Genomic DNA, 12746 nt, shown 5'->3' with positions numbered 1-12746 from the left:
AGGCGGAGCCCGACTCCGCCTGTTCACATCGCCGCGTATGGCCGGCCGTATCCCGACGGCCCGGCCTGACGGGCCCGACCGTTCATGGGAGTGGGAGATGAGCGAGCGCTGGGAGGGCCGGGGCGGTCAGGCCACGCGTGGCGGTGGCGCCCGTGTGCCGGGGCAGCGTGCGGCCGAGGCGGAGGGCGTGCGTCCGCCGGGCGGGCGTGCCGCAGCCCGGGCGACCTCCCGGTCCCGGGGCAGTACCCGGTCGCGGCGGCGGGCGCAGCAGACGGGACGCGGCAGGCGAGCGCTGAAGATGGTCGCGATCACCCTGTCCGGCCTCGTCCTGGTCACCGCGGGCGCGGGCTGGTGGTTCTACGAACACCTGAACGGCAACATCCACAGCGTCTCGCTCGACGGCAAGGGCGGCACCGAGAAGGCCGACGCCTTCGGCCGTACCCCGATCAACGTCTTGCTGATGGGTTCGGACAGCCGTAACAGCGCGGCGGACTGCAAGCTGGGAGGCGCCTGCCAGTCGGGCGGCGGGGAGCGGGCCGACGTGGAGATGGTGGTGCACATATCCGCCGACCGCTCCAATGCCACGGTGATGAGCGTTCCGCGCGACCTGGTCACCAGCCTGCCGCCCTGCACCGACAAGGAGACCGGCCAGAGCGTCGGCGCCCGCACTGACATGATCAACAGCGCTCTGTCCTACGGTCCGGCTTGTCAGGTGGCCGCGGTGCACCACCTCACCAACATACCGATCGACCACTTCATGAAGGTGGACTTCGCCGGCGTCGTCTCGATATCGGACGCTGTGGGCGGCGTGGGCATCTGCGTGGACAAGAACGTCTACGACCCGTCATCCCACCTGAAGCTGTCGGCGGGCCAGCACACCCTCAAGGGCGTCGCCGCCCTCGAATTCCTCCGTACCCGGCACGGCTTCACCGGTGGCAGTGACAACGTCGGCCGCACCAGCGGCCAGCATGCCTTCCTCGGCGCGGCGATAGCGAAGCTGAAGAGTGCGGGCACACTCACCGATCCCGCCGCGGTCTACGGCCTGGCGGACGCGGCCACCAAGGCGCTGACCGTGGACGACGGCTTGGGCAGCGTGAAGAAGCTGATCTCGCTCGCGTCGGACCTGAACAAGGTGCCGAGCAAACAGATCACCTTCGTCACCATGCAGAACGTCCCCGACCCGACGAACCGGGGTCGTGTGGTCCAAGGCCCGGGCGCGGCAGCCCTGTTCCAGACCATCGCCAACGACCAGTCGCTGACCACTGCCACCGGCAAGAAGTCCGCCGGCTCTTCGGCGACCTCCACGACGCAGCCGGTCGACAAAAGCTCCGTCACCGTCCACGTCGAGAACGGCACGAGCACCGCCAGCCGGGCAAGCGCGATCCTCCAGGAACTGACCGGCGCCGGATTCAGCTCCGCCTCCACCGCCGGCAACGCGAGCGCTCAGGCCACGACGACCACGCTGACCTATCCGCAAGGCGCGTCCGCTCAGGCCAAGGCCGTAGCCTCCGCGCTGGGCCTTCCTGCCTCCCACGTGAAGCAGGGCAGCGGCACTCAGATCGTCCTCCTGATCGGCAGTGACTGGACGACCGGCACGACCTACCCGGGCAGCCACCCCTCCGCGGCTCCGGCCGACACCCACAAGGCGCTGTCCGGTGCCCTGGCGCGAAACGGCGGCGACTCGGCGTGCGTCCATGTGAGCACCGACCGCACCATAAGCGTGACCGCCGACGGCACACCGACCACGGCCGTGACCAGGTGGGGTGTCACCCCCACCACGGCGTACACGCGCAGCCCCAACGTGAAGGACTCAGCGCCCTAGTAGGTTCGCTCGTGGCGTGTCCTGGCCATCAGGAGGGCGGCGGTGTAGAGGGCCAGGACCACGCTGAGCAGCAGGTAGTAGCCGGTCGGCAGTGCGGCGAGGCCGAGCGGTGGGCCGAGCGGTGAGGGCGGCAGCGCCAGGCCGATCACGGACAGCGCGATCGCGGCCCAGCCGACCGCGCCTGGCCTGCGGCTCTGCGCTCCCAAGCGGCCTGCTCGAAGCAGCACCATCACCAGGGCCTGGGTGATCAGGTTCTCGGTGAACCAGCCCGAGTGGAACACCGCCTCGTCGTCACCCCTGCCGAGCCCGTGCAGGGTGAAGGCGAGCACGGCGAAGGTGGCGATGTCAGCCACGGCGTTGAGCAGCCCGAACCCTGTGATGAAGCGCAGGAGGTCGCGGGGGCGCAGCACGGTCGGCCGGCGCAGTACCGACGGGTGCGGGCTGTCGTGGGCCAAGGTGAGCTGGGCTGCGTCGAAGCAGAGGTTCTGGGTGAGGACCTGGGCGGGGAGCATCGGCAGGAAGGGCAGCAGCAGGCCCGCGGAGAGCATCGCGATCACGTTGCCGAGGTTGGAGGACAGCGTGATGCGCAGGTAGGTGGCGATGTTGCCGCCCGCGTGCCGGCCCACGTCGATGGCATGTGCGATGGCGGTGAGGTCCTTCTCGGCGAGCACCACGTCCGCACCTTCCCGGGCCACGTCGGCGGCGCCCTGCGGAGTGATGCCGACATCGGCGGCGTGCAGGGCGGGCAGGTCGTTGACCCCGTCGCCGAGGAAGCCGACCGTGTGCCCAGCGCCGCGCAGTGCCTGGGTGATCCGGGCCTTGTGGTCGGGGGTGCAGCGGGCGAAGACGGTCGTACGGCGAGTCACGTCGGACAGTTCGTCGTCCGTAAGGACGTCGATGGCGTCTGCGGTCAGGACAGCATCCTCCGGGACCCGGATGCCCAGGTCACGGCAGGCCCGGGCGGCCGTGCCGGGGTGGTCGCCGGTGAGGACCTTGACGACGACTCCCTGCCCGGTGAGAACCTCCAGCGCCTCGGCGGCGGTGGGCGCGAGGGCGTCCCGCAGGGTGATCAGGCCGCGGAAGGTCAGGCCGCGTTCGTCGGCCTGTGTGTAGTCGCGGGTGCGTGCCGGGCGGTCGGCCGTGGCGACGGCCATGACGCGCAGTCCGTCCTCGGCCTGTCGGGCGGCGAGGTCGCGCAGGCGCGCGTGTTCCTCGTCCGAGAGGACGCAGCGGTCCAGGACGGCTTCGGTGTCTCCCTTGACGACCAAGGTGTGCATACCGAGGCGGCCGGGCGTACGGACGACTGCGGTGGCGAGGCGGCGGGACGGGTCGAACGGGACGGCGGCGATGCCGTCGTACGCGAGGAGGTCGTCCTCGTCGACCGCATCCAGGATCGCCTCGTCCAGGGCGTCGGGCTCGGGCAGGTCGGCGAGTTGCAGGGTCCACCAGGCGTTGACGGCGGCCCAGCGCAGGACGTCGGGGCCGTCCCGGCCGTCCGGGCCGAGGCTGCGGTCGACGACGGGCTGGTCCTGGGTGAGCGTGCCGGTCTTGTCCAGGCACAGCACATCAGCGGCGCCGATGTCGTACAGAGCGGGGAGCCGCCTGACGATCACTCCGTGGGTGCGGGCCAGCATCGAGGCCCCCCGAGCAAGCGAGGTGGTGACCAGGACCGGCAGCATCTCCGGGGTCAGCCCTACTGTCACCGCCACCGCGAACGGCAGTGTCTCCAGGCCGCGTCCGCGCAGCGCCGCGTTGGCCATCAGCACGAGCGGCGGCGTCAGCAGCATGAAGCGGATCAGGATCCAGGAGACGCCGTGGACGGAACGGTCGAAGGCGCTCGGATCCGGTCGGCCTGCCGTACGGCCGTGCGCGGTGGCGAACCGAGTCCGCGCACCGGTCTCGGTGACGATCGCCGTGGCACTGCCGGAGGCGATGCTGCTGCCCTGGAAACACCACTGCGGCTGATCGAACAGTCCGCTCCCGGTATTGGGAGGCGTGTCGTTGGTGTGCTTCGGGACGGGGGCCGACTCTCCCGTCAGCGCCGACTGGTGCACGGTCAGTCCGCTCGCGCGCAGCAGGCGTACGTCCGCCGGTACGAGGTCACCTGGCCCGAGGCGGATCACGTCGCCGACGACGAGGTCGTCCACGGGAATCTCACGAGCGGCGGGTACCGCGTCCTCGTCGGCGCGCCGCGACACGGTGACCGTTGTGGCGACCAGCTGGCGCAGTGCGGCCGTGGACCGGTCAGCCCGGTGCTCGCCGGTCGCGCGCAGCACGCAGCTCACCACGACGAGGGAGAGGATCACCGAGGCGGTGCCCCAGGCGAAGACGGCCGCCGAGACAAGCCCGAGGCAGAGCAGGACCGCGGTGAAGGGATCGCGCATGCTGCGGACGAACAGTCGGGGCCAGGACGCCGCGTCGCGAGCCGGAACGGTGTTCCCGCCGAAGCGGGCCAGGCGGGCCTCGGCCTCAGCCTCCGTCAGTCCGCGCGGACCGCTGTCCAGTCGGCGCAGCACCTCCAGCAGCGTCGGCGCGAAGGATCCCCGGCTCGGCGCCCCAAGAACTCCGGATTCTGCCCCAACCGCCGGTACGGCCACCGGAGCGGGCGGGTCTGCGTCCGGTTCCGGGGCCGCGGTGGTCTCAGCCACTGGTCCCGTGCAGGACTCGTACCGGCGCGGCAGCCTGGTGGGAACGTGCCGTCAGCTGCCCGATCATCACTCGCACGAGCGTCACGACGTCCGGGTCGTCGATGTAATAGACCTGCCGCCTGCCTTCACGGCGAGAGCGCACCAGCCCGGCGAGCTTCAGTTTGGCCAGGTGCTGGCTCACCGCGGGCAGCGCGCCGCCCACCCGGTCGGCGAGGTGCGTGACGTCGCTCTCCCCCTGCGACAGCGCCCACATCAGGTGGAGTCTGACGGACGAGGCGAGGAGCCCGAAGGCACCGGCAGCAGCGGCCAGCACATCGGCCGACGGGTCCTCGAAGCCCCCGACGTTGTCCGTCACAGTCCCGTCCCCTCCCGCCCTCACTTCACAGCCGACGTACATGCGCCCACACAGTGTAGGCGTCGGGTCCAGGCGGCTCCGTGATCAAGACGCCCGGCCGGACAGCTGCCGGCCGGGCTCACACGGCTCGTCGGGTCAGTCCTCGTAGTAGTTGTTGACGACGACGTCCGGCTCGTCGTCGTCGAACGCCTCGTTCAGCAGGGCACCGCCGACAAGGCCCGCCGCACCGGCACCGATGAGAGCACCCGCACCGAAGCGCCGACCGCCGCCCTGCTGCTGGTCATGGTGGTCGTAATGGTCCGGATACGGCTGTCCGTACCCCTGCTGGGGGTAACCCTGGGGAGCGGGCTGCGGATAGCCCTGCTGGGGCGGGGTGTAGAACGGCGGCGGCGTGGTCTGCACGCGCTGGGCGCAGCCGCCGCACGCCTGCACGAGCCGCGGGACACCCCACTGCGGAGACCAGGTCACGGTGGTCATGCCGGGGCCGTGGTTGGGGTCGAAGAAACAGGTCATGGAGGAACCCCCTGTGGATTGCGGTGATGTGGCGAACGTCTGGGCGGGTGGCGAGGAGACGAACGTCGGTGCCGGCGGAGCAGGGGTGGGCGACACGTAGGTGCCACTGCCCGTGCTCGCCTGCGGAGAGGTGGCAGGAGCCGGGCTCGGGGTCCGTTCCCGAAGCACGTCCACGCCGTAGTCCGTGGCGATGCCGGCCAGCCCGGAGGCGTAGCCCTGGCCGACCGCGCGGAACTTCCACTCCGCGCCGTGCCGGTACAGCTCGCCGAAGACCAAGGCCGTCTCGTGCGACAGGCCGCCGGACGCCAGGTTGTACCGGGCCAGTTCGGTGCCACTGTCCTGGTCGAGGACCCGGATGTGGGCCCGGTGCACCTGCCCGAAACTCTGGCCCCGGCTCCCGGCCTCGTAGAGCGACACCAGGAAGACGATCTTCTCGACGCCGGACGGCACCCGGGCGAGTTCGACCTGGATCTGCTGGTCGTCCTCGCCGACCGGGCGACCGCCGCCGGAGTGGCGGACCGAGCCGTCGGGACTGGTGAGGTTGTTGAAGAAGACGAAGTGCTCGTCGGACAGCACCTTGCCGGACTGGTCACAGAGCAGCGCGCTGGCGTCCAGTTCGTACCCGGTGTTCGCCTGCCAGCCCAGCCCGACCGTGACGGCAGTCAGACCGGGGGCCTGCTTGCTCAGCGACACATTGCCGCCCTTGGTCAGGGACACACCCATCGACGTCCTCCGTAGCTGCTTTCGCTTCCCGTCTTCATCGCGATCAACGTGAGCCTAACCCCTCCCAGTTCCCGTCTTGCGCAATCAAGCAATGAACGGCGTCTGCGCCTGGCGTCTTCGCCGGTGCCGACCGGCTGGGGGACAACGCCGTGGGCATCGTCGGCTCGTTCGTCCTCGGCCTGTTCACCGGAGGCATCGCGAAGACCCTGCCGCCCGGCCGCGACCCCGGGCGGTCCGATCGGCACCACCCTGATCGGCATCACGGGATCGTTCGGCCCAGCGCGCCGCCGCCGTCGACCGCGCCCTCGCCGCCGCCGAGCACCGCGCAGCGCAGATGGCCGAGCCCACTCAGGAATGACCGCGCGGCACGCGAGCTTTCCGTAGCACTCCCCACCCGGCGGCGGCCCATCAACGGCTGCGCGGCCGCCGGCGGGTGTATCTGCGGTGTCACGGCCTCGTTTGCTGCACTCGGACGGACTGCAGCAGACCGACCGCGGCCCAGACCGCGAACATCGACGAACCGCCGTAAGAGACGAAAGGCAGCGGGATGCCCGCCACCGGCATGATGCCGAGGGACATGCCGATGTTTTCGAAGGACTGGAAGGAGAACCAGGCCACCACGCCGGCGGCGATGACCGTGCCGTACAGCTCGGTTGTCTCGCGGGCGATACGGCAGGCGCGCCACAGGATCACGCCCATCAGGGCGATGATCAGCATCCCGCCCAGGAAGCCCAGTTCCTCCCCGGCGACCGTGAATACGAAGTCGGTCTGCTGCTCCGGGACGAACTGACCGGTTGTCTGCGCGCCGTGAAACAGGCCTTCGCCCGTCAGACCGCCGGATCCGATGGCGATGCGGGCCTGGTTGGTGTTGTAGCCGACTCCGGACGGGTCCAGACTCGGGTCGGCGAAGGCAGCGAAGCGGTTGATCTGGTACTGGTCGAGAAGATGCAACTGCCACACGGTGACGGCACCGAGGACACCGGCGCCGAGCAGGCCGAAGATCCATCGGTTGGAGGCGCCGGAAGCGAGCAGTACCCCCAGGACGGTGACCGTCATGACCATCGTCGAGCCGAGGTCAGGCATCAGCATGACGACCATCATCGGCACGGCTGCCAGCCCGAGGGCCTGGAGCACGGTGCGGCTGTCCGGGTACTTCTTGTCACTCGCGTCGACTTGAGCCGCCAGGACCAGCGCCATGCCCAGGATGATGGTGACCTTCACGAACTCCGAGGGCTGCAGCGAGAACCCGCCGCCCAGGACGATCCAGTTGCGGTTGCCGTTGATAGTGGCGCCGAGCGGGGTGAGGACCAGCAGCACCCCCAAGACTGAAAGGCCGTAGAGAATCGGCACCGCATGACGCAGGGAGCGGTGTCCCAGCCAGATCGTGCCGGTCATCAGGACGAACCCGATGCCGAGGTTCATCAGATGCCGGACGAGGAAGAAGTACGGGTCGCCCTGGTTGATCGTGGTGCGGTTGCGGGTTGCGGAGTACACCAGGAGTGAGCCGATGAACGACAGGGCAAGGGCCGCGAGCAGTATCGGCCAGTCGAGCCGACGGATCACGGAGTCGCGCGCGAGGAGCCGCGTCCGGATCGGGCGCTCGGGACCGTAACCCGAGACGGTGAAGCTGTTGGCACCGGTCATGGGAGCGTCCTCCGGCTTCCCGCGCCAACGCGTTCGCCTGCGGGTCGTACGGTCGGCTCGCTGTCGACGATCATAGATGCATTGTTGCGCAATAGAGCAACAAAAACGCGAAGGGCGCCGCGTGAACTGCGCGCAGCTGTTGCGGTTCCGCCCGCTCGCGGCGTGGCCCGTGCGGCCACCGGGGGATTCGCCCGGCAAGAATGGGGCTCGGGCTCCGCGGGCCTGGCCCACCCTGACGGTCACCGCCGAGGACTCCGCCGACGTGGGCGGGACGTGCGTCCAGCCGCGGTCCGATGCCCCACTGCTCCACGTACGGTTGTCGAACGTGACCGAGGTGGCGTGCAGCGTGCCGGCATGACAGACCAGCCAAAGAGCGAGGGACCAGCCCGTAGCCGTCTCGGAGACCGGATAGCCGACGCTGTCACCGGTCGCGGGGACGGCGGCCGGCACTTTGCCGAACTCCCGCCGGACCGCCGCAGCGACACCACCGACGTCGTGGCCACCCTCGCGCACGACACCCGCCGCACCACTGCCCCGGTCCGCCCGGATGTCGTCGCCACCCCTCCCCCCGTCGGCTCGGACGGCATTCGCATCGCCCTTGCCCACCCCGCTCACCGTGCAGCTCAGCGCGGGCCCGTCCCGTCCCGTCAGCACGTCGGCCAGCGTCGCCGCCATGGTCTCGTGTCGCGCGTAAGCCTGCGGGTAGCCACTGTGCTGGACATCCTGCGCGGCGACGGTGACCGGCAGGTCGACGTAGTCCGGTACCTTGGCCAGCGCGTCGAAGAACCTGCCCGACGCGTAGGCGGGGTCGCGGATCTGGGCGGGAGTGCCCCAGCCCTGGGACGGGCGTTGCTGGAACAGGCCCAGGGAATCTCGGTCCCCGTTCGCGAGATTGCGCAGTTTCGACTCCTGCAGCGCGGTTGCGAGGGCGATGGTGACGGCCCGCTCGGGCAGGCCTCGCGCGTGGGCCACCGCCGCGATGGTCGAGGCGTGGGATGCCTGGTCCAGATCGAGCGTGACGGTCGTACCGTCCGTGCCGTGCGCCGTGCATTCGTCGGACGTCGCCGAGCGGACGAACCGAACGGCCAGATAGCCCACCAGTGCGAGGATCAGGCCCACCCCGATCACCACCGGCCACCGACTGCGGCTCCCCCGCCTGCGTGCTGCCGCCACGCCGATCCTCCTCTTACCCGCCCTCGGCTACAGTTCAGTTGCCTTGTTGCGCAACCATATAACTGTCTCCGCCGGGACCCAGACGCCGGCGGGCAGACCCGATCGAAGGGGAAAGAATGACTGGTCGGCGGAGACCGGCGAGGCTGCCAGTGCGGCCGGGCCGGCCAGGACGCCTGAGCGACCGGAACCTGGAGCTGCTCCTGCTCCTCGGCGCCGTCGTCATCTGCCTGTACGGCTACGCCGAGACGGCCCTCGCCGTCACTGGCAGGTTCCCGGCCGGCATGGCGACGACGTGCGCGGTCGGTGCCGTGCTTCCCCTGGTGTGCCATGGCGTCGTACGCCGGTTCGCGCCTCACTCCGATCCGCTGATCCTGCCGCTCGCCACCCTGCTCAGCGGCCTCGGTCTCGTCCTCATCCACCGCCTCGACCTCGCCTACCGGAGTCACTACCACTCGGCGCCCTCGGCGCCGGGGCAGTTGATGTGGTGCGGCATTGCCGTGACGGGGTTCGCGGCGTCGGTGGCGTTGCTCAAGGACCATCGCAGGCTCCAGCGCTATCCGTACCTCACGATCACCGTGGGCCTGGTCCTGCTGATGGCGCCGGCCTTCTATCCCGGCGACGTCTACGGCGCCAAGCGGTGGATCTTCATCGGGCCGCTGTCCTTCCAGCCGGGCGAGTTCGTGAAGATCGTCATCGTGGTGTTCTTCGCCGGATACCTGACGCTGCGCAGGGACGCCCTCGCGCTGGCCGGGCGGCGTCTCATGGGGATGTATCTCCCACGGGGACGCCAGCTGGGGCCGGTCGCGGCCGTGTGGATCCTCAGCCTGCTCGTGCTGGTCTTCGAGCGGGACCTCGGCACCTCGCTGATCTTCTTCGGCCTGTTCGTGATCATGCTGTACGTCGCCACCGAGCGCACCAGCTGGGTGGCGTTCGGCGTCGTCATGTTCGCCGTCGGGGCCTTTGTCGTCGGCTCCTTCGAACCACACGTCCACGGCCGCGTCGTCGCCTGGCTGCACCCCATGGACATCTTCCTGCCGCCCGACAAGCGCCCGCCGGGACTTGTCTCGGACCAGGCCGCCCAGGCCCTGTTCAGTTTCGGTTCGGGCGGCGTCCTGGGCACCGGTCTCGGCCAGGGCCACCCGGAACTCATCGGCTTCGCCGGGCGCAGCGACTTCATCCTCACCACCGTCGGCGAGGAACTGGGACTGACCGGCGTGACCGTTGTCATCCTCCTGTATGCCCTGCTCGCCGCACGTGGCCTGCGCACGGCCCTGACCGTCACCGACCCGTTCGGCAAGCTGCTCGCCGCCGGTCTCGCCGCGGCGCTCGTGCTGCAGGTCTTCGTCGTCGCGGGCGGGGTCACCGGGCTCATCCCGCTCACCGGAAAGGCCCTGCCGTTCCTCGCCCAGGGCGGCTCGTCCATGGTGGCCAACTGGCTGCTGGTCGCCGTCCTGATCAAGGTCAGCGACACCGCCCGCCGACCCCCGCCCGTCCCGGCCGTGGACGTCAGCGCCGCCGAGACCCAGCTCGTACGGCCGTGAGCGCGCCGTCCATTCCTGCGGAAACGAGAACCCGCTGATGCTTTTAGACGTGGGCCCCCTTCCGAGAGGGCCGCTACGGCAGGGCCGCCACATCACGCGATCATGAAGTACGCAAGGCTTCCGTCCCGACCTCCGAGCATCCTGATGCCGGGAATCTCGACGTGCCGGGACCAACCATGCACGAGGTCGCTAGTCGTTGACGCCCAGGATGGTGCGCGCGTGGTTGATGAACTCGGTCATCGCCTCGTTGTGCTCCTGCCAGCACTGGTCAATCAGCGGCCCTATCTCGGGCTTCACGCAGTCGTTGAGCAGAGCCGATCGCTGCTCCTGGGTCAGGCCGGGGATCCGCGCGAGGGCCTCAGATGCCTCGTTGTGCGGATCCATCATGTTGTCGGCGCCGGATTCATACGCGGCACGGAAAGCAAGCAAGGCGGACGCCGCCAGGCTGGAATCCTCGTACTCGGGCAGGTAGCCAGGGATCCCGGTCACTTGCCTCCAGGCTCGGTATGCCTCACCTCGTCTGCGAGCAAGGCGCTCGAAGTTCGCGGCCGTCTCAATAACGCGGGCGCAGGCGGCAGTGAGGGCGGTGGGGGCGACAAGCTCAACGACTCCCCGGGCCTGGATGAGCTCGCTGTAAGCGTTCTCGGCGGCTCCCGTGTCGGGCGCTCTGAAGAGCGCGTGCACAGCTCGGGTGAACTCTCTGACGGTGCGGAGCAGGTTTGTTATCGCGATGGTTCGCTGATCGTGCAGGGCAGCGGCGTGGGTGGCAGCCGCCGCGTGGTCGGCCTGCTCCCGGACTGCTCGGAGGGTTGCTGCCGCAGCCGTTTCGGCCGCTTCTTTTGCGGCTCTGGCCTGTGCGACACCCCCGTTGGCTTGGACCTTGGCACCGAGCCACGTGCCTGCGAAGGCGACCACTACAGTGAAGAGAGCGAGCAACGTCGTTGCGTGGTCTTTGAGGAAATCCATCACGCTCCTGATCCTGCCTTGCGGTACACCGCCTTCGAGAGGGTTTACATCCTGGTGACGGTGGCGAGGTGGACGGCCGCGTGTCGGTGGGCATGGGCGATGGTGGAGTCGACAGCTACGCACCAGTCAGGACTGCCCTCAGCGTCGGCTTGAGCGGGCGACGCTCAGCCCCGCCGATGTGGTCGGGTCTGTCAGACGAACGGCTCTGTCCGGTAATCGGTGGTAACGAAGGGTGACACCCATCGTTGGTTTGGTGCGTGCGATGTCAACGAGCCCGCGCATGTGGTGCTTTCGGGTCTGCTGCCCCTCATCGTCGAAATGGACACGGACGAATGCGAAGTCATCCGGGTGCCGGCGCGGACACGGGACGGTCTGGTGCCCTGCCCGGTGTGCGGGCAGCCGACGAGGCGAGTGCACGGCGTCCACGGGCGGGTGGTCGCGGACGTACCGGTGGACGGCGGCGGGTCGTGGCGTCGGTGCCGGTCCGACGTCTGTCCGCCCGGTGCTCAGCTGCCCGCGGCAGACGTTCCGCGAGCAGGTTCTCGGCGTCGTGGAGCGCTACCAACGTCGCTCCAACCACCTCTCCGACCAAATCGGCCGCGTGGTACTGGAGCCCTATCGGGCGACAGTGGCCACGCTCATCATCGATGACCTCGACGATGCTGGGCGCTGCTCAACCAGACCGGGGCGCAGATCGTGCGCGGTCCGCAGGCCATTCCCACCGGGAGGAACCTGACTGCCAAGCTGTCAGGTGGCCTCCAGATCGAATACGTGGAACGGGACGCGGCTCAGTGGGAACGTGCCGGAGGCCGACCAGCCTAGGAACTCTTCCTAGGTCCGGTACCGACGCGGCATCCGTCGACGAGAGCGGGCCGGTACTGGATCTGCCGGAGCCCTTGTCGACGGGTGCGCATCTGGTGGTCGGGTTCGGCGAAGGCGGTGTGGGCCCGGCAGCGGCGGCGTGGCAGGGACAAGATGCCTTCGACTGGGTTGAGCCGCGGCGCGTAGAGCGGCAGGTAGTGGATGGTGATCCAGTCCTGGGCGTCGATGAACGCACGTAAGCGGTGGCCGCGGTAGTCGTTCCACGCGAAGCCGCGGCGCCCGCCTGTCTTGTGGGCGGATGGACGATCGGGCGGTAGATCAACGGGAGCGTTCGCGTGCTTCGGGCAGGACAGGGCCGCGATGAAGATGCGGCGCTGGGAGCGGGCGCGGACTCCGCACGAGGAAGTACCCGCATGCGCGAGTGGGGGCCGGGCCTCCCCCCCCGGCCCCCCCCCAACCCCCCCCACAAAACCCCCCCCCCACCCCCCCCCCCACCCCCCCGCCCCCCCGCGAAACCACCCGCCCCTACCGCCCCCCCC

General features: G+C 69.5%; 8 protein-coding genes and 1 pseudogene. 3 read left to right on the top strand and 6 right to left on the bottom strand.

Annotated elements, in window-relative coordinates; translation table 11 throughout:
* Positions 1-97 precede the first annotated feature (97 nt).
* Positions 98-1822: an LCP family protein gene (locus tag ACFYMM_RS39755; RefSeq protein ID WP_388396490.1), complete on the top strand. Its 1725-nt coding sequence runs from the start codon at positions 98-100 to the stop codon at positions 1820-1822.
* Here the strand turns inward: ACFYMM_RS39755 and mgtA are convergent.
* From mgtA to rodA, 4 genes are all read right to left on the bottom strand, one after another.
* Positions 1819-4470 carry a magnesium-translocating P-type ATPase gene (gene mgtA, locus ACFYMM_RS39750; RefSeq protein WP_388396487.1) on the bottom strand — a complete coding sequence of 884 codons (2652 nt, stop codon included), beginning with the start codon at positions 4468-4470 and terminating at the stop codon, positions 1819-1821. The genes ACFYMM_RS39755 and mgtA overlap by 4 nt on opposite strands.
* The gene (locus tag ACFYMM_RS39745; protein WP_388396485.1) at positions 4463-4825 is read right to left on the bottom strand and encodes an ArsR/SmtB family transcription factor; all 363 of its coding nucleotides are present in this window, start codon (positions 4823-4825) and stop codon (positions 4463-4465) included. Before ACFYMM_RS39745 ends, mgtA begins: the two co-directional genes overlap by 8 nt.
* Before the next feature lie 135 nt (positions 4826-4960).
* On the bottom strand, positions 4961-6061 hold the full coding sequence (locus ACFYMM_RS39740; RefSeq protein WP_388396484.1) for a TerD family protein: 1101 nt from the start codon (positions 6059-6061) through the stop codon (positions 4961-4963).
* Positions 6062-6508: 447 nt separating this feature from the next.
* Complete coding sequence (gene rodA, locus ACFYMM_RS39735; protein ID WP_388396600.1) at positions 6509-7705, bottom strand: rod shape-determining protein RodA; 1197 nt, start codon at positions 7703-7705, stop codon at positions 6509-6511.
* A 1289-nt stretch (positions 7706-8994) separates the two neighbouring features.
* Here rodA and ACFYMM_RS39730 point away from each other — a divergent pair.
* Positions 8995-10419 (top strand): FtsW/RodA/SpoVE family cell cycle protein, encoded by a 1425-nt coding sequence (locus tag ACFYMM_RS39730; RefSeq protein ID WP_388396481.1) that lies wholly within the window; start codon positions 8995-8997, stop codon positions 10417-10419.
* A 189-nt stretch (positions 10420-10608) separates the two neighbouring features.
* Here the strand turns inward: ACFYMM_RS39730 and ACFYMM_RS39725 are convergent, their stop codons facing one another.
* Positions 10609-11388, bottom strand: coding sequence for a hypothetical protein (locus tag ACFYMM_RS39725; RefSeq protein WP_388396478.1), 780 nt, complete (start codon positions 11386-11388; stop codon positions 10609-10611).
* A gap of 282 nt (positions 11389-11670) precedes the next feature.
* Here ACFYMM_RS39725 and ACFYMM_RS39720 point away from each other — a divergent pair.
* A pseudogene (locus tag ACFYMM_RS39720) lies at positions 11671-11998 on the top strand (transposase family protein); the annotation flags it as partial.
* A gap of 205 nt (positions 11999-12203) precedes the next feature.
* Here ACFYMM_RS39720 and ACFYMM_RS39715 read toward each other — a convergent pair.
* Positions 12204-12674, bottom strand: a complete 471-nt coding sequence (locus ACFYMM_RS39715) for a transposase (RefSeq protein ID WP_388396476.1) — start codon at positions 12672-12674, stop codon at positions 12204-12206.
* Between the last annotated feature and the right edge of the window lie 72 nt (positions 12675-12746).

Source organism: Streptomyces sp. NPDC006739 (assembly GCF_042869815.1).
GTDB lineage: Bacteria > Actinomycetota > Actinomycetes > Streptomycetales > Streptomycetaceae > Streptomyces.
Note: the sequence above shows the minus strand (reverse complement) of the source record. Positions and strands in the feature narration are given on the sequence as shown.

What these genes read in the sequence shown, in the direction of transcription:
- ACFYMM_RS39755 (WP_388396490.1), top strand. Translation starts at nt 98, where the DNA reads ATGAGCGAGCGCTGGGAGGGCCGGGGCGGTCAGGCCACGCGTGGCGGT.
- ACFYMM_RS39730 (WP_388396481.1), top strand. Translation starts at nt 8,995, where the DNA reads ATGACTGGTCGGCGGAGACCGGCGAGGCTGCCAGTGCGGCCGGGCCGG.
- rodA (WP_388396600.1), bottom strand. Translation starts at nt 7,705, where the DNA reads ATGACCGGTGCCAACAGCTTCACCGTCTCGGGTTACGGTCCCGAGCGC.
- ACFYMM_RS39740 (WP_388396484.1), bottom strand. Translation starts at nt 6,061, where the DNA reads ATGGGTGTGTCCCTGACCAAGGGCGGCAATGTGTCGCTGAGCAAGCAG.